The organism is Fictibacillus sp. 18YEL24 (assembly GCF_015903855.1).
In the GTDB taxonomy this organism is placed as follows: Bacteria; Bacillota; Bacilli; order Bacillales; family Fictibacillaceae; genus Fictibacillus; species Fictibacillus phosphorivorans_C.
In genome coordinates, this window is the sequence record NZ_JACZDT010000002.1 from 910,741 (window position 1) to 927,680 (window position 16,940).

Sequence of the window (16,940 nt, forward strand, 5' to 3'; positions counted from 1 at the left end):
TACATGTCAGTTGATACGAGCCTAAGATTTGATAAGGACTACGTAACCGGTTTTTCAAACAGCAGACAGGAACCCGCTTGGCTGCAGGAACTTCGTTTGCAAGCATTGGAATTAGCTCAAGAGCTTCCGATGCCTAAACCGGACAAAACAAAGATCGATAAATGGAACTTCACAGAATTCAAACATGAAGCAACTGGCACTCCTGTTGCGTTCAATGAACTTCCTGAAGATGTTAAGGCATTGATCGGTTCTGAAGAAGAAGCGAAAAATGTTCTTGTAATCCATAATGGAACACCAGTTTATTTTGCACTTGAAGAGTCTGTAAAGGATCAAGGTGTTATTTATACAGACCTTCTAACAGCTGCAAAAGAGCATGAAGATCTAGTGAAAAAGTACTTTATGAAAGCTGTTGCGGTTGATGAGAACCGTTTACCAGCACTGCATGCAGCACTTTTCGTTAATGGAGCATTTCTTTATGTTCCAAAGAACGTTGAACTTTCTGCTCCAATCCAAGCTGTGTATTATCAAGACGATGAAGCAGCGATCTTCAACCACGTTATCGTTGCTGCAGAAGATAACAGCTCAGTAACGTATGTAGAAAACTACCTATCAACGAATGATTCTACAGACTCAGTAGCAAACATCGTTTCTGAAGTGTTTGCTGGAAGTGGTGCAAAAGTCGTTTACGGTGCTGTAGATAACCTTGCAAAAGGAATGACAACATACGTGAACCGCCGAGGCCGTGCTGAGAAAGATGCTCGCATCGAGTGGGCGCTTGGTCAGTTTAACGACGGAAATACGGTTTCTGACAACACCACTCACTTGATTGGTGATGGATCTTTTACAGATACAAAGACTGTTACAATCGGCCGCGGTGATCAAAAGCAAAACTTCGTAGCACAAATCTTTAACCACGGAAAACATTCTGAAGGTTATATCCTTACACATGGGGTAATGAAAGATAATGCGAGCTCTATTTTTAACGGTATTACAAAAATTGAGCACGGCGCTACAAAGTCTCATGGTGAACAAACAGAACGTGTACTCATGTTAAGTGAAAAAGCACGTGGTGATGCGAACCCGATTCTTTTGATCGATGAAGATGATGTTACAGCAGGTCATGCTGCTTCAGTAGGAAGAATCGATCCTCTTCAAATGTTCTATCTGATGAGCCGTGGTATTTCGAAAGCTGAAGCTGAACGTTTGATCATTCATGGGTTCTTAGCACCAGTAGTTAGTCAGATGCCTTTAGAATCTGTTAAAAATCGTTTAGTCGAGGTTATTGAAAGGAAAGTGCGCTAATGAGTGCAAACGAATGGAGAAAGCTGTTTCCTATCCTGGATCAGGAAGTTAACGGCAAACCTCTCGTTTACCTTGACAGTGCAGCCACTTCACAAAAACCTATACAAGTTATTGAAGCTTTAGATAAGTATTATAAAGAGTACAACTCGAATGTTCACCGTGGTGTTCATACACTTGGAACTCGTGCTACAGATGGTTATGAAGGAGCACGTGAAAAGGTACGCCGTTTTATCGGTGCTAAATCCACTCAGGAGATTATCTTTACACGTGGTACAACAACAGCGATCAATACGGTAGCAAGAAGCTATGGTATGTCTAACCTTTCAGAAGGTGATGAGATTGTGATTACTCCAATGGAGCATCACAGCAATATTATTCCATGGCAGCAAGTGGCGAAAACCACTGGTGCAACGCTTAAGTACATTCCTTTACAGCCTGATGGCACGATTGATCTTGTGGATGTTGAAAATACAGTTACAGAGCATACTAAGATCGTCTCAGTTATGCAGGTATCGAACGTATTAGGAACGATCAACCCGATCAAAGAGATCGCAGCAATCGCACATAAGAACGGAGCTGTTATGGTAGTGGATGGCGCACAGAGCGCCCCTCACATGAAAGTAGACGTTCAAGATCTCGATTGTGATTTCTTTGCCTTTTCAGCACATAAAATGTGTGGACCTACAGGCATTGGCGTGCTCTATGGAAAAAAAGCACTCCTAAACAAGATGGATCCTGTTGAGTTCGGTGGAGAGATGATTGATTTTGTTGGACTGCAAGAATCAACGTGGAAAGAGCTGCCTTGGAAGTTTGAGGGTGGTACACCGATCATCGCAGGTGCGATCGGTCTAGGTGCAGCGATTGACTTCTTAGAGGACATCGGTCTAGATAACGTTTTAAAACATGAACATGTACTTGCTAATTATGCGATGGAGCGTCTTTCAGAGTTAGATGGTGTTACGATTTTTGGTCCTAAAGAACGAGCAGGACTTGTAACGTTCAACTTAGATGATGTTCATCCGCATGATGTAGCTACTGTTCTTGATTCTGAGGGAATTGCTGTTCGTGCAGGCCATCACTGTGCACAGCCGCTCATGAAATGGTTAGATGTTACAGCAACAGCGCGTGCTAGCTTCTACCTGTATAACACTGAAGATGACATCGATGCTTTTCTTAAAGGCTTAACAACAGCAAAGGAGTATTTCGGTCATGTCTTCTAATTTAGATCAGCTATACCGTCAGGTCATCATGGATCATTACAAAAACCCGCGCAATAAAGGGGTTATTGAGGATAATGCCCTGACGATTAATATGAACAACCCAACATGCGGCGATCGCATCCAGCTTACTTTAAAAGTAGAAGATGGAAAGATTGAATCGGCTAAGTTCGATGGTGAAGGGTGTTCGATTAGTTTAGCATCAGCTTCTATGATGACACAGGCTGTTAAAGGTCTTCCTGTCGAAGATGCTGTAAAGCTTGCAAAGATTTTTTATGATATGATGTTAGGGAACGACTATGATGATGAATCCTATGACCTAGGTGACATCGAAGCTCTTTCTGGCGTTTCCAAGTTCCCGGCTCGCATCAAATGTGCCACACTTGCGTGGAAGGCGATGGAGCAAGGAGTAGGAAAGCCTGAGGAAGAGGAAGAATAAGTTCCTTTTGATTTTGAGTAATAGAGTGCCAATCCAGTAAGGAGGGATTCTGTAATGGCTAAGAAAATGCCGGATATCGGCGAATATAAATATGGTTTTAGAGATAAAGACGTTTCCATTTTCAGATCGAAGCGTGGGTTAACAAAAGAGATCGTAGAAGAGATCTCTCGCATGAAGAACGAGCCTGAATGGATGCTTGAATTCCGTTTGAAGTCATTAGAGCAGTTCTATAAGATGCCAATGCCACAATGGGGCGGAGACATGAAGGACTTAAACTTTGATGATATTACGTATTATGTTAAGCCATCTGAGAAATCTGAGAAGTCTTGGGATGAAGTGCCTGCTGAAATTAAAGCGACTTTTGACAAGCTAGGAATTCCAGAAGCTGAACAAAAATACCTTGCAGGTGTTTCTGCACAGTACGAATCAGAGGTTGTTTACCACAACATGAAAGAAGACCTTTCTGACTTAGGAATTCTTTTCACAGATACGGATACAGCTTTAAAAGAGCACGAAGAGATTTTCCGTGAGCATTTTGGAACGATCATTCCGCCAACTGATAATAAGTTCTCAGCACTTAACTCTGCGGTATGGTCTGGTGGATCTTTCATTTACGTACCAAAAGGCGTTAAATGTGATACTCCACTTCAAGCATACTTCCGAATTAACTCTGAAAACATGGGTCAGTTCGAACGTACGCTGATCATTGCTGATGAAGATAGCTCTGTACACTACGTAGAAGGATGTACGGCTCCAGTATATTCTACAAACTCACTTCATAGTGCGGTTGTAGAGATCATCGTTAAAAAGAACGCTTACTGCCGTTATACAACGATTCAAAACTGGGCAAACAACATCTACAACCTTGTTACAAAACGTGCTGTAGCTGAAGAGAACGCAACGATGGAATGGGTAGATGGAAACATCGGATCTCGTCTAACGATGAAATATCCGGCTGTTATTATGAAAGGCCGCGGTGCGAAAGGTACGATCCTTTCTATCGCGATCGCTGGTAAAGGACAGCACCAAGATGCTGGAGCAAAAGTATTGCACTTAGCACCAGATTGTTCTTCTACAATCGTTTCGAAGTCGATCTCTAAGCACGGTGGTAAAGTAACATACCGTGGTATCGCTCACTTCGGACGTAAATCTGACGGATCTAAATCCAACATCAAGTGTGATACACTGATCATGGATAACCAATCCACTTCAGATACGATTCCTTACAACGAGATCCTTAACAACAACATCACATTAGAGCATGAAGCTACTGTATCCAAAGTTTCCGAAGATCAGTTGTTCTACCTCATGAGCCGTGGTGTTTCTGAACAAGAAGCAACGGAAATGATCGTAATGGGCTTCATCGAGCCGTTTACGAAAGAACTTCCGATGGAATATGCAGTAGAGATGAACCGTCTGATCAAGTTTGAGATGGAAGGTTCAATCGGATAAATGATGAAAAGCCTTGGTATATAAGCAATATACCAAGGCTTTTTTATGTGTAAATTAATGTCGTGCCAACTTTGTGCCAACTCGAAATTTTTTTTGCTTTTTAAGTTTTAAAAAAGACCTGGATTATTTTATTTATACCAAGGTCTTTTACGTAGAGAATGGATCGTTTCTTTTTTGTGTGGTTTTATTTCTCTTTGTATAAACTGAGAATTTATTTAGTTCATCTGCTTCAATTTTGTCCGTAACATCTAAATAAATATCAGCTGTCGTCTTTATCGTTTGATGTCCGAGGCGCTGCGAAACATATTTAATACTTGCTCCAGCTTCAAGTAATAAAACAGCATGTGTATGCCTGAAAACATGTGTACCTTTGTAACTGACATTTGCTTTTGTGCAATACCCCTGAAATGTCTCACGTATTATAGAGGGTGTAAGATACCTTCCAAGAAAATTTTGGAATATAATTCCGTCGTTATTGCGTTTGAATTGAGTGTGTTGTAAAATCATCTGGTTTTGTAACAGCTTGAACTTTTTAAGTTCAGCTACTAAACTTTCATCAAGTTTAATTGTTCTATATGAGGATGAATTCTTAAGAGAAGTTATCATTGCGTTATTGTTATCATCACGGCTAGTTTGTCTTTCAATCGTTAATTTATCACCCTTAAGGTCAGTCCATTGTAAGGCGAGTGCTTCGCTTATTCTTAATCCGGTTTGGCTTAGTAAATAAATTAGCATAAAGTACAGACGATACTCCTGATACCTTTGATGCTGATAAGTTTCCATAAAGTCAAGTAATCGATGTAACTCACCTAAAGAATAATATTTAATATCTTTATGAATTTGTATTTTATCTTTAACTGGTATTTTCAATTTGTTCGTTGGATTTTTATCTAATATCTCCATATCGTGAACCGAATAATGGAATATGCTTTTGAGTACTGATAAATATTTTAATCGAGATCCATAGGAGTAAACCTCATGTCCGCTTTCATCTTTGAGCTCAGCATAATGATTCATCCATCTCTTAATCTCAGGTCTTTTAATTCGAATTAACTTTTTATTCCCGAAGTAAGGGAGTATGTGTATTCTTACGATGATTTCTAATTGTCGAAAAGTAGAATCTTTAACAGAGGATTTTTTATGATTATATAACCATTCATGTACAACGTCATCAAACATTAAATCCCTGTCATTTAGTGTGTGACCATAATAAATTTTTTCTTCTACAGCATTTGCCTCTATTTGGGCTTCTTTTTTGGTACGAAAAGTCCCAATACTCATTACTTTTCCATCTTTAAAAACACGTGCTTGCCACATGCCGCTGCTTAATTTTCGGAAATTAGCCATTCATGTATCTCCTTTATTCTATTTTTGCTCTGAACAAGACCTGATTAATAATAAAATTTGCTTTTAATAAGCAATTAATTTTTATGATTAATTCTCTATTTTTAATAACCCATCTGCAAAGTATGTAGAGGATGAACCGCATCTGTGACAATAACGAGATGTCTTATGAAGTAATTCACCACAACCTCCATGGAAATCATGCCATTTAATATTCATGTGTGAATCTTCATAAGCATACCCAGAACACTTGTTTACTAAATAAACACCGCATTTATTGCAGTAATTTGAACCTGAAGGTAAATCTCCATTTTCGCAATTAGGGCACACATTATGAGTCTTGTTCAAATTTTGACTTGTTATAATTGCCGTATTCTTCAAATCACTACGGTAAATATTTTCTTCCTTTCTTAGATTATTGCTGTTGCAGCTTGGACAAAAGACTGCTTGAGCATTTGAAAAGAGATAATTACAGCTCATGCATCGTTGAGTATTCTTAATCTTAAAAATGAATTCTTGAAATAATTGGATAACAGGATGGCTTGGAGAATACTTGATACCAAATTGAGCACCTTGCTTTATAAACTTATATACATTTATAGAAGCCTCACTTGATATGTCGCATAAATTAGAAATGTCATTTGGGTCATTGATCTTTAGTTCGTTTAAGACTGGAGGAGGGGCTAATAGTTCTCTTGCGAAGCAGTTTGCTTCACTTTCAAATTCGTTGTATTCATCTTCTGTAAGTGAACTTCTAGCCAAGGAAGAATTATTGCTGATTTTGTTATGATTCATGACATAATGTCCAAGTTCATGGGCAAGAGTCCATCTTTTTCTGCCCTTACTAGGTATCTTATCGTTGTATAAAATCAAATACTCATCTAAGGATTCATAATATAAACAGCATCCTTCATGACTGTTTACGAGATTACAAACTTCTTTATGTGAAAATCCTCTCTTTTTTGCAAACCAAGAATAAGTTCTTATTTTGAGATTTGGGAAACTGTTCACGATTTGTTTCACCCGAACAGGCAACTCTTTTATAGTACTATTCTTTAAGACATTATCTGCAGATTTCTGTGCTTTAACGAAGTCGGCTTTATAGGTCGTCTTCTTCGTCAAATTCATCACCTTCTTCATTTTCAGTGTCTAGAAATGAAAGCTTTAACATTTTTATCATATTTTCAAATCTTTCTCTGTCCTTACCGGTAAGTTTGTTTCGTTGTCTTTGAATCTGTTTTAAATCATTGTCTTCTAATGAGAATTTTGAATAAGGATCATTTGTACTTCCCAGCAAATAGTCCGTTGTTACATTAAAGATTTCGGACATCTCCAGCAACGCACTACCAGGAGGTACTACTCTTCCGGCTTCATAATTTGCTACGTTTGATCTCTTCATATCCAATTTCTGTGCAAGCTCTTCCTGTGACAACTTATTATCCTGCCTACACTTTTTAATTCGTAATCCAATCACTTTTTTTCTTTCTTCATTCATAAGTATACCCCCAACTAAAAAAAGTTTATTTAAATGACGTTTTATATATTGACACGCTTTTAAATGACGTGTTAAGCTTTAAGTGTCATTTAAAAACACAAAATGAAATGAGGTGATATTTTGGAGAACGCTAATGTGCGCCGATTACGTTTTCGATCACTACGCCAAAAGCTTAATATTTCCCAACGCCAATTATCTATAGATCTTAATGTTAGCGAAAGCCATATTAGAAATATTGAAAGTGGCAGAGGTAATCCTGACGCAAAACTATTATTTAAGTTATCGAATTACTTAAATACAACTCCTGAGTATTTATTTCCGGATTTAGCTGACGTTAATGTTAAAAGGTTTGTTAAAGAATCGTATTGTCATTATTATAAACGTTCCATTTGATTACCTCAACAGGAGCTGACTTTTGAAAAGAGGAGGATTCTAAATGTCAAATCGTATTATGCAGTTAGAAAGATCCCCTAAGTTGTTAGAAGTACAAGTTGATGAGGAAGCAATCAAAGAAATGTATTACGATGCAATCGAAAAAAGAATGGAGAAGCTTGATACTGAGTTGGTGTATTGGGATACAAAAGAACTAAAAAGGCGAACATGTATGAGCTGGAATACCATTCTTAATAATTTCTTTTATGAGAATGAATTTCCAAAAATCAAAGTTGGTGGGAAGTGGTATTTTCCAGCAGCGGAAACGAAAAAATTCCTGAACAAGTGGTTATTACAATTAAGATAAATCATTTGAATAAGGAGTGATTCAAAATGGCTGAAGTGAAGTGGATCAAACTTAGTACGAACATGTTTGAGGATGAAAAGATCCGGTTGATTGAGAACATGCCTGAATCTGATATGCTTCTGATCATCTGGATAAAGCTTTTGTCTCAAGCCGGAAAAACAAACGCCAATGGTTACATCTACTTGAACGAAAACATTCCCTATACAGATGAAATGCTGGCTACCATTTTTAATCGTCCGCTGAATATTGTCAGACTTGCACTAAAGACATTTGAAGACTTTGGGATGATTGAAATCAGTCATGAAAACTTTATCGCTATCAGTAACTGGGAGAAGCATCAAAATGTCGAAGGGCTTGATAAGATTAGGCAGCAGACACGAAATCGTGTGGCTAAACATAGAGAAAAAAAGCAGCTTGAAGCAGGTAACGATACATGTAACGTTACAGTAACGCATAGTAACGCAACAGATATAGATAAAGAATTAGATATAGAAATAGATAAAGATATAAATATAGAAAATGCATTTAAGAACACGAAAGAAGAAAAGAATGAGAACAAAACTACAAAAGTGCATGAATACTTCCAAAAGCATATAGGAAAGGCATCTCAAAAAATTATAAATGAGATAAATGTTTGGACAAAAGTATTGAATGAAGAGCTAGTGATAGAGGCAATAAAAAGGTCTGTTGCTTGTGATAAAGCTTCGTGGACATATACAAGAGGCATACTTTCAAAATGGGTTAAAAGCTATGTTCAAAGTTTAGATGATGTGAAATCCCTGGATATTCAATTTGCAAGTCATCGAAAGGAGATTAATAATGGAAAGTCGTCTGAACCATATAATCGAATCTCTATGTCAAAAGCATTTTCAATTACCGGCGGAAAGGTTGGTCGCATCCGAAAGGCTAGATGATTATCATTGTACAAAATGTAAAGACAAAGAGATCATCTTTTATCGTGTACACAAAGATACAGAATGGCATTGGAACTCAGGTACACAATCTTGTGTTCCTGCCAGTAAAGTACCTGAGTCTGATTATTATCTTGGTAAAGTCTGTGGTCCTGATAATGCATGGGAATGGCATGATAGCTATTCTGAAAGGTGCAGCTGCATCAAACAAAAAAATGTTGAAAAACTTCTTCGGTCATCAGAAATCACAGATGAATTCAGTAATAACAGCTTTAGCAACTTTATCACAGAAGGAAAGGATCAATTGATAAAAGATGCTTATCAATGTACCCAGGAATATATCTTAGACTTTAGTGATATCCGGAGAATGAGAACAAACAGTATTGCCTTGCTCGGACAACCAGGTGCGGGTAAAACGCATCTTCTGACTGCTATAGCTAATCATTTAATCAAGAAGATGCAAATATCTGTTCTATATTTTCCATATGTTGAAGGCTTTGATGATCTAAAAGACGATTTTGAAAAGCTAGAAGAAAAGATGGTTCGGATGAAAAAGGTAGACGTACTCTTCATTGATGATCTATTCAAACCAGTAGGGCAACTAAGACGACCAAGAGCAACGGAATGGCAGATTGAAAAAATGTATGCTCTTATCAACTACCGCTACTTAAACCATCTGCCAGTATTAATTTCATCCGAATTAACAGTGGATGAAATAGAAGCAGTGGACGAAGCGTTAGGATCGCGACTCTATGAGATGTGCAGGAACTATATGGTCATCATCAAAGGGGATAAGAAGATTTTGAACCGGAGACTAAGCTAGGAAACAAATGTGTGTATTTCATTTATTTTTATAATTAAATAATTTATAAAAATGTTTACTTGTTTTTTAATACATTACAGGTTTGTGCTAAAATTCCTCTCCAAAGGTCATTAAAAATGTGTTTAAAATGTGCGAAATCAGCCTGATTTTCATTTTAAAGGTGAAGGACGTCCGTATCCATTGACTAGTAAGGAAAATCCACCTTGTTTTTCCAGGCTATCGCCGTGGAAATCCCGTGACCTCACACCACCAACATCATGTGTTGTGAGGTCACGGGAGCACAAGGTGGAAAGACAGATGTATAAATAGAGCGGACGTCCTATTGTTGTATATATTTGACTGTGATATTATTCCAGTATAATTTAGGGATTTAATAGATTTTAAAGAGAAGTGATTTTTGAGTAGAGGAGGTGGGTAAGTTCAAGGTCAAGAGATTTAAAAGAAGCTAATGATTTTTAGTTGTTGATCAATTGTCGATTTGGTTAAAGATTGAAGGGAGGATTTCTTTGGAGAGGAAATGATGCCTATGAATCTGTTAGCCGAAAAACAAGAAGAAGTACTGCAAGTTATCAATCGCTTTGGAGTCATTACGACAACTCAGCTCTCAGCTTTTCTAAAGGGTAATATTTCACATGTCACGGTCTATCAAACGAAGCGCAAATTGCTATCATTAGGTTTTTTGACTGAAGAGAAGATCGGTTATCAATTGATCTTAGCCATGCGCCCAAGCGGTGTCGAATATCTCGGAAGTTCATTAACGCGGTTTACAAAATTTAACTACTCTACCCTTAATCATCAACTCGTCATGATCGATTGTATCCTAGCACTTAAAAATATTGCTGAGAAAACAGGCCAGCCATTTGAGTTCATCACAGAGCGTGAACTTAGGAGTGAGTATATCGAGCAGAACTTTACTAAAGCAGACCGAAGAAACACAACATTGTTAAAGAGAATCGCGGATCGCATTCCGGATTTTGTACTTCTGGAGAATGGTGAAAGGATCGCATGTGAAGTAGAACTCACCCGAAAATCTTCAAAGCGCTACATCGAAAAAATGAATCGTTACCGAAATGAGATTCTTAACGGTCAGTATAACCAAGTCAGGTATCTGTGTGAGAATGAGTGTATCCGTGATACCGTCATCTCTTATGCGCAACAGACAGGAATAGTCAGCGATATGTTGCAGCTGGAGTTGATAAGGAGGTTATTGCACTTTGCCGAAAAGCAATGAAGACTTAGGAAAAGAATTCGGATTAGGCATTGCGATGTTGATAGGTGTTTTTGCTTTTTTTCCTTTATTAGTTTTTTCTCTACCTTTCTTTATCTTATTTCGTATCGTAAAACAAAACAGGATTCACCTTTCATGCGCTGTGTTAGGATTGATCAGTTTTTGTTTTATCGTCTACACTAATCCTTATAGTTATTTAGGTTTGTATGGCGTTCTGCCTTTTGATGTTACATGGTTAGAGCGAATCGTAAAACAGAAGATGGAGTTTACAAATACTTCTTTGTTTTTGTATATGTCAGGGGGATTATTCGTTTCATATGGCTGGTCACTGATGACGGATTACCACCGTTCAAAACGAGTAAAATCAACAGAGGAAAAACGGGATACATTTAAATCGTCTTCACACTATCAAAAAGTGAAAAAGAACCGGTTCCAACTGACACTAAAAGCGCAAAAGAAATGGAGGAACCAGAAGGAACAAGATCAGCTGCTTCTTGGAATAACCGAAAATGGGAAGCCATACTACATGGATTTTAAAGAGATCAATCAACATATGTTTATTCCTGCCACAACAGGAGGTGGGAAGACAATTTTACTTTTAAATTTTGTAGAGTACGCACTGATAAAGAACCTGCCCTTTATCTTTATCGATGGGAAGGGATCATCTGAAAGTATTGAAGAAGTGGAAACTTTATGTAAACGATACGACAGAAATTTGAAAGTGTTTTCTGATAAAGGGAAATTAACATACAATCCTTTGAAGTATGGAGGACCAACCGTTATTAAAGATAAACTGGAGCAGTTAATTGAAACAGAGAGTGATTATTATTCTTCCATTTCAACGTCTCTCGTTCAGGCTCTTATTCAGTTTATCGATGATTATGAATTTACCCGGGACTTATGGACGTTTGCAAAATATTTAGATCCAAATGAAATTCTTGAAGTATTAAATCAAGATGTTATCGAAGTGGAAGAAGAAGAACAAGCAGAAATGGCAGTGGTAAGCACTTCCTATTCTTCATTTTTGCCAACTAAAGATACGAAGAAGCCAGAGGGGAAAGCTCCAAAACAAAAAGTAAAACCAGTAAGAAGCAAACGGGCTGAAAAAAATTATGAACGTTTGTTTAAACGGTACCGTCATGAAGAGGCAGGAGAGAATCATTTATTCAAAAATGCTTCATCCGTTCGTACGCAGATCTATCTCTTGTTAGACAGCGAGTTAGGGCATCTTTTTGAAGAGACCGATAATAGTCTGGATCTAATCCGAATCAGTGAAGAGAAGGAAGCATTATTTGTCAGTTTTGATGGATTGATCTATGACAAGTTTATCAAAGTCATCGCACGTTTTTTAATACTAGATATTAACTATCTGGTTTCATATCGGAACCGTAATCAATTAAAAGATCAACCCATCCTCGCAATCTATGATGAGTTTTCAGTCTATGCAAATGATAAAATTGTAGATACCGTAAACAAATCACGTTCTGCCGGTTTTCATTGCATCATCGCGACTCAAACGCTAGCCGATCTTGAAAAGAATGATCCGTACCTTGCCAAGCAAGTTGTAGGGAATACGAATACGTATGCCATCGGCCAGACCAACAATCCAGATGAAGTTGATTCCTGGGCAAACACACTTGGCACATTCAAAGATATCGATCTGACGATCACAACTGAAAAACAAGAAGGTCGTTTAAAACGAGTTGATTTAAAAGCCGACAAAGGTACACTGCGGCATGTTCAAAAATTTAAGATATCCCCCGACGAAATAAGAGATTTACGTCAAGGACAATTTATTTTTGCTAGAAAGGCATCAAGAGAATCAGTTCACCCAGAAATCATTTATGTCCGCCATCCGTTGGCAGAAGGTTGAAGGGAGTGAATCAGTCTATGCTTTTTTCTAAACAAAAACAATCCACTTCAAAAAACAAACGCCGTTTATCCTATTCAAGAAAAAACGCTGCAAAAACAGCGTCTATCCTCTTTTTTTCTGTTATGTTTCTATCACTGTTATTCAATGTGGTTTTCTTTACGAAATATCAAGCCATCCGAAATTCCGTCAAAGCCTCTGAAGAAAATGTTCATGACCAGCTAAAAGAAGTAGAGAAAACTAATCTTTTGTATTCTGATTCTATCGAAGTGTTTACCGAAGATTTTCTAAAAAGTTATCTAACTGTACCTAAAGACGAAAAAGAACGCCAAGACCGTAAAGGTGAGCTCTCAGAGTACTTTGTATCAGGATTTGATTTAAAACGTGTCGCAGATTTGAAAGATTTTAAAGGAGAGCGACGAGTCACTGATCTGCAATACATTGATACAAAACACCTCAGTAACCGTGAAGCGAAGGTCAAATTTCAGACTGTCTATGAAATTACTGAGGTTCAAGAAAAAGACGGTAGATCAATTCCGAATACTACTAAATACGAAACAGATATCATAGTTCCAGTAACAAGTAACGGAGAGGGTTTTGCGGTCTATCAGAACCCCAATATGATTCAAGAAGATTTAAAGACTACCATGTCTTATGAAGGGAAAATGCCGGAAGGAGAACCGGTCACTTCTACTGAAACAAAACTCCTGGAGTCTTTCTTAAACGATTTTTTCACTTCATATGGAGTGAGCGATGAGAAGTTGCCATTCATGGCTGACGTTACTGGGGGGTTAGAAGACCAGACACTTCAAGACGTGAATGTGCGTGAAGCCGTGAAAATGGATTCTGGATACACGGTAAATGCTGATGTTCATTACCAGAACAGTGAGACATCAATGAGTGATCTTTATTCTTATGAGTTAAAGCTTGAAAAAGAAAACAATAAGTTCTTTATTACTCGAATCGAATAGGGAGGGAAAAACGATGATAAATTTTAGTCTTCAGGAAGTGACTCAAAACCTGATCTCGCAGATTGGCTTCTTAGTCCTTTTAATCATGGTCATTCGGGCATTAGTCGCTTATACAAGAGAAGATTGGGGTCAGTTCTGGTCAGGTCTAACGCTTGGTTTATGCTGCTTGGTCGTTGTCTTTTTCGGTCCGCAACTACAAGAGCTAGCAAAAGGTCTCGGAAATGCGTTGTTTCAATAAACATTTTGGTTCGTAAAATGGATGGAGGAGAGTGGGATGAAGGGAGAAAATTATACGCAGGAATACAAGTACCCCATCAAAATCTACCGAATCTGGTCGATTGAATTCGCCAACGGACTTGAAGTCAGAAAGATGATCTTTGCTATCGTTCTTGCAGCCGTTCTTTTATTATCTTTTGTACTTGTTGGGATTAAAAATGACACCAATCTGTTTCGTTTTTTCGTAAAGAACTGGCTGATACTTTTGACCGTTATCCCAGGTGTGATTACATTCATTGTTTTCAATCTGAAGTATGACCATAAAGGGGTTATTCCTTTTGTTAGAGACCGTATTACTTTTTACAGAACAAAGAACATGTCTTATGAACATTTTATCGAAGTAGCAAGTGACCAATTGGAGAAAGAAATAACGTTTGAACCATTTCTTCTAAAAAAAGAAGGTGAGAGCCATTGAAAGACGTATTGGAATTTCCAATCGCACACCGTCATATGAATATGGCGTTTAACAAACGCAAGCAGGTTTGGGCTTTTTATCGGCTCGATGAAGAGTATGTCAGATTAAACAGCGATAACGACTTTAAACGCTATATGGAAAACACGGCTGCATTCTTAACACAAGAAGAATATGATTATCACATTATGATTCTTCCAAAGAGATTTGACTTTGACACATTTACGAAAGTGGTAAATGAGCATATTGTTCAAGGTGAGTTTTCAGATATCGGACATAAGTACTTCAACCGTGCTTCAAGGGTATTACAGGAAGAAGTGTTCTTACATGAATACGATGTATATGTAGGCGTTCATTTGAACAAAACAGATGATGCAGTATCCGCAAACGCAGGTGAACTAATCTCCCTCTTTTTTAAGAGAGTAAGAGAAGATGTTTCTAAAATGATGTTTTTTCAGACGCAGGCAGAAGATGATTTTAGCTATTACGAAGAGTTGGAACGTACCTTTAGTTCTAAAGCTTCCAATCTTAAACACCTCCAAAAGCTAAGTGAAGATGAGATGGATAAACTGATCTATTATATGTTTCATCGGACCAGTGATCTTTTTTCGATACCTGAAGGTTCTTATAATCTAACAGAGGGTGTCATTAAGAACGAGTACGGCTACTTAACCGTTACACACGAAAATCATAAAGAATTTTTAACGTTTCTGCCTTTCATTGAAATGCCGGCTTTTATTGAAGGTTATCGTTTCATTCAAGATATATTAGAGAGTGTTTCGTTTCCTGTTGAAATACAGATTCGATATCATTTTAAGGAAAACGGATCTAATGCTCGGCAAGTGAGAAAATTAAAACGTCGATTCACAAACTTTGATCGTGAAATTCAATCCACTCATACCGCAGACGATGACCGAATTGTCGAGATGGCATCTGACAGACTAACAACCTTACTTGATGATGTAAAGTCCAATAAACGGCAGCTATTGTTCATGACATTTACGCTTGTTGTCTCAGACGTTAGTAAAAATGGATTGGATGAAAAGATAGGAGCTCTTCAAACATTATTTAAAAATACGGGGTTTCAAGTCACAAAACCTCTGGTAGACCAACTTACTCTTTTTTCACAAAGCCTACCAGCTTCATATGTGGATTATCAGTACTTCGAACAAGTTGTCGATGAATCTTATCTGGCACAAACTGGGATGAACTTGAACAATCGTGTAGGAAATCGGTTTGGCATGGTTCTAGGGAAAGTGGTAACTGGAAAGAAATTATCTCATGTGGAACAAGCGAGAGAGATCAATAATAACGTAGTCATCTTTAATCCCCTTTTGACCAAAAAGGCAATCTCAGGAGCTGATCATACGAATGGGAACATCCTGATAACTGGTCCCCCAGGCAGCGGAAAGTCGATGCTTGTTAAGAATTTCTTTACTTGGAGTACCTTTTTTGGTTCAAAAGTGCTCTATATTGATCCGAAGAATGAATTTCAACGGTATTATCAAAGGGCACTCAAGAAATTTGGTGAAATTCCAGAATTTCGCTCGCTATACGAACGTATCAACTTTATTCATCTTTCTGAAGATAGTGTGTATCACGGTGCTCTAGATCCACTCGTCTTTTTAAAAGGCGACCAAGCGATTCAAACAGCAATGATGATTTTAAATACGTTAGCAGAAGTTAGAGGATCTCGTGATGAAAGTGTAACAATCTATGACGCCATCATTGACGAAGTTAACCAAGAAAGTAATCCTACTCTAACAGGAGTACTTCAAAGAATTCAGAAGAAAGATCATACGCTTGGGAAATTCATTGAAAAATATCGGCACGGACTAGGGAGAATGTTATTTGGAAAGGAAGATTCTAAAGGACTTGATTTTCAAAAGCAGATTAATGTACTAGGACTACAGGGGCTGCGTTTGCCTGCATCTGAAAACATGAACGAGGAAGAACGTATCGGTCTTTGCCTGATGATGTCAATCTCTAAATATGTTCATACTTTTTCTACCAATCAAGAGGAAGAAGCCATGATCATTTTTGATGAAGCATGGACACTCAAACGATCAGCAGATGGACAGAACCTTATCGATGAAATGTTACGAACAGGCAGATCACTGAGAACAGACATTGTTCTTGTTACACAAGCATTCGATGACTTCAATGTAGACACCACTAAAGAACAGATCGGAATCAAGTTTTCGTTCCGTCCTAAGTCAGATGATTCGATCAGACCTATCTTACGTTTTTATGATATGGAGGAAAACCAAGCAAATATCGAAGTAGTCAGTTCTCTGAAGTCGGGTATGTGTCTATTCCAAGACCATCTTGGCCGCAATCAAGCCATCGCAATTGATATCCTGTTTGACGAATGGTTTGAAGCATTCAAAACGACTGAAAAAGAATCACAAGCCGTACAAATGGAAGAAGCTTTTCGCTGAACATGAGAGGAGAGAGTCTT

17 protein-coding genes are annotated in these 16,940 nt (G+C 37.9%); 14 read left to right on the forward strand and 3 right to left on the reverse strand.

Going from position 1 to position 16,940, the window contains the following annotated elements; genetic code table 11:
- Window positions 1-3 precede the first annotated feature (3 nt).
- From sufD to sufB, 4 genes are read left to right on the forward strand one after another with little or no spacing between them, the layout of a single operon-like run.
- Window positions 4-1,302: a Fe-S cluster assembly protein SufD gene (sufD, locus tag HU823_RS09830; protein ID WP_144698267.1), complete on the forward strand. Its 1,299-nt coding sequence runs from the start codon at window positions 4-6 to the stop codon at window positions 1,300-1,302.
- Window positions 1,302-2,522 (forward strand): cysteine desulfurase, encoded by a 1,221-nt coding sequence (locus HU823_RS09835; RefSeq protein ID WP_197221979.1) that lies wholly within the window; start codon window positions 1,302-1,304, stop codon window positions 2,520-2,522. The genes sufD and HU823_RS09835 overlap by 1 nt, the downstream gene beginning before the upstream one ends.
- Window positions 2,512-2,958, forward strand: a complete 447-nt coding sequence (sufU, locus tag HU823_RS09840; RefSeq protein WP_197221980.1) for a Fe-S cluster assembly sulfur transfer protein SufU — start codon at window positions 2,512-2,514, stop codon at window positions 2,956-2,958. Before HU823_RS09835 ends, sufU begins: the two co-directional genes overlap by 11 nt.
- A gap of 54 nt (window positions 2,959-3,012) precedes the next feature.
- Window positions 3,013-4,410, forward strand: a complete 1,398-nt coding sequence (sufB, locus tag HU823_RS09845; RefSeq protein ID WP_137791777.1) for a Fe-S cluster assembly protein SufB — start codon at window positions 3,013-3,015, stop codon at window positions 4,408-4,410.
- 147 nt (window positions 4,411-4,557) lie between these two features.
- Here sufB and HU823_RS09850 read toward each other — a convergent pair whose 3' ends face one another.
- From HU823_RS09850 to HU823_RS09860, 3 genes are all read right to left on the reverse strand, one after another.
- Complete coding sequence (locus HU823_RS09850) at window positions 4,558-5,757, reverse strand: tyrosine-type recombinase/integrase (protein WP_197129604.1); 1,200 nt, start codon at window positions 5,755-5,757, stop codon at window positions 4,558-4,560.
- Window positions 5,758-5,844: 87 nt separating this feature from the next.
- Window positions 5,845-6,876: an ImmA/IrrE family metallo-endopeptidase gene (locus HU823_RS09855; protein WP_197129619.1), complete on the reverse strand. Its 1,032-nt coding sequence runs from the start codon at window positions 6,874-6,876 to the stop codon at window positions 5,845-5,847.
- On the reverse strand, window positions 6,854-7,249 hold the full coding sequence (locus tag HU823_RS09860) for a helix-turn-helix domain-containing protein (RefSeq protein WP_197129622.1): 396 nt from the start codon (window positions 7,247-7,249) through the stop codon (window positions 6,854-6,856). The genes HU823_RS09855 and HU823_RS09860 overlap by 23 nt, the downstream gene beginning before the upstream one ends.
- A 135-nt stretch (window positions 7,250-7,384) precedes the next feature.
- Between HU823_RS09860 and HU823_RS09865 the strand changes: the two genes are divergently transcribed.
- The 10 genes from HU823_RS09865 to HU823_RS09910 all read left to right on the forward strand — a co-directional run bounded on the left by HU823_RS09865 (window position 7,385) and on the right by HU823_RS09910 (window position 16,920).
- Complete coding sequence (locus HU823_RS09865) at window positions 7,385-7,642, forward strand: helix-turn-helix domain-containing protein (RefSeq protein ID WP_312035278.1); 258 nt, start codon at window positions 7,385-7,387, stop codon at window positions 7,640-7,642.
- An 82-nt stretch (window positions 7,643-7,724) separates the two neighbouring features.
- Window positions 7,725-7,988 (forward strand): group-specific protein, encoded by a 264-nt coding sequence (locus HU823_RS09870; RefSeq protein ID WP_197130003.1) that lies wholly within the window; start codon window positions 7,725-7,727, stop codon window positions 7,986-7,988.
- A 26-nt stretch (window positions 7,989-8,014) separates the two neighbouring features.
- A complete protein-coding gene (locus tag HU823_RS09875) occupies window positions 8,015-8,902 on the forward strand; it encodes a phage replisome organizer N-terminal domain-containing protein (protein WP_197129628.1) in 888 nt (295 codons plus the stop codon).
- Window positions 8,808-9,722 carry an ATP-binding protein gene (locus HU823_RS09880; protein WP_197129631.1) on the forward strand — a complete coding sequence of 305 codons (915 nt, stop codon included), beginning with the start codon at window positions 8,808-8,810 and terminating at the stop codon, window positions 9,720-9,722. Before HU823_RS09875 ends, HU823_RS09880 begins: the two co-directional genes overlap by 95 nt.
- A 517-nt stretch (window positions 9,723-10,239) precedes the next feature.
- Complete coding sequence (locus HU823_RS09885; protein ID WP_231607358.1) at window positions 10,240-10,953, forward strand: hypothetical protein; 714 nt, start codon at window positions 10,240-10,242, stop codon at window positions 10,951-10,953.
- The gene (locus HU823_RS09890) at window positions 10,937-12,823 is read left to right on the forward strand and encodes a type IV secretory system conjugative DNA transfer family protein (protein ID WP_197129634.1); all 1,887 of its coding nucleotides are present in this window, start codon (window positions 10,937-10,939) and stop codon (window positions 12,821-12,823) included. The genes HU823_RS09885 and HU823_RS09890 overlap by 17 nt, the downstream gene beginning before the upstream one ends.
- A gap of 17 nt (window positions 12,824-12,840) precedes the next feature.
- On the forward strand, window positions 12,841-13,791 hold the full coding sequence (locus HU823_RS09895; protein WP_197129637.1) for a conjugal transfer protein: 951 nt from the start codon (window positions 12,841-12,843) through the stop codon (window positions 13,789-13,791).
- A gap of 13 nt (window positions 13,792-13,804) precedes the next feature.
- Complete coding sequence (locus HU823_RS09900) at window positions 13,805-14,029, forward strand: hypothetical protein (RefSeq protein ID WP_231607359.1); 225 nt, start codon at window positions 13,805-13,807, stop codon at window positions 14,027-14,029.
- A 36-nt stretch (window positions 14,030-14,065) separates the two neighbouring features.
- Complete coding sequence (locus HU823_RS09905; protein WP_197129641.1) at window positions 14,066-14,482, forward strand: TcpE family conjugal transfer membrane protein; 417 nt, start codon at window positions 14,066-14,068, stop codon at window positions 14,480-14,482.
- Window positions 14,479-16,920, forward strand: a complete 2,442-nt coding sequence (locus HU823_RS09910) for an ATP-binding protein (RefSeq protein ID WP_231607360.1) — start codon at window positions 14,479-14,481, stop codon at window positions 16,918-16,920. Before HU823_RS09905 ends, HU823_RS09910 begins: the two co-directional genes overlap by 4 nt.
- The last annotated feature ends 20 nt before the right edge of the window (window positions 16,921-16,940 follow it).

Bases quoted from the DNA above. Each gene is read 5' to 3' on its own strand.
- HU823_RS09880 (WP_197129631.1), top strand. From the start codon at position 8,808: ATGGAAAGTCGTCTGAACCATATAATCGAATCTCTATGTCAAAAGCAT.
- HU823_RS09885 (WP_231607358.1), top strand. From the start codon at position 10,240: ATGATGCCTATGAATCTGTTAGCCGAAAAACAAGAAGAAGTACTGCAA.
- HU823_RS09900 (WP_231607359.1), top strand. From the start codon at position 13,805: ATGATAAATTTTAGTCTTCAGGAAGTGACTCAAAACCTGATCTCGCAG.
- sufB (WP_137791777.1), top strand. From the start codon at position 3,013: ATGGCTAAGAAAATGCCGGATATCGGCGAATATAAATATGGTTTTAGA.
- HU823_RS09895 (WP_197129637.1), top strand. From the start codon at position 12,841: ATGCTTTTTTCTAAACAAAAACAATCCACTTCAAAAAACAAACGCCGT.
- sufU (WP_197221980.1), top strand. From the start codon at position 2,512: ATGTCTTCTAATTTAGATCAGCTATACCGTCAGGTCATCATGGATCAT.
- HU823_RS09875 (WP_197129628.1), top strand. From the start codon at position 8,015: ATGGCTGAAGTGAAGTGGATCAAACTTAGTACGAACATGTTTGAGGAT.
- HU823_RS09905 (WP_197129641.1), top strand. From the start codon at position 14,066: ATGAAGGGAGAAAATTATACGCAGGAATACAAGTACCCCATCAAAATC.
- HU823_RS09850 (WP_197129604.1), bottom strand. From the start codon at position 5,757: ATGGCTAATTTCCGAAAATTAAGCAGCGGCATGTGGCAAGCACGTGTT.
- sufD (WP_144698267.1), top strand. From the start codon at position 4: ATGTCAGTTGATACGAGCCTAAGATTTGATAAGGACTACGTAACCGGT.
- HU823_RS09860 (WP_197129622.1), bottom strand. From the start codon at position 7,249: ATGAATGAAGAAAGAAAAAAAGTGATTGGATTACGAATTAAAAAGTGT.
- HU823_RS09835 (WP_197221979.1), top strand. From the start codon at position 1,302: ATGAGTGCAAACGAATGGAGAAAGCTGTTTCCTATCCTGGATCAGGAA.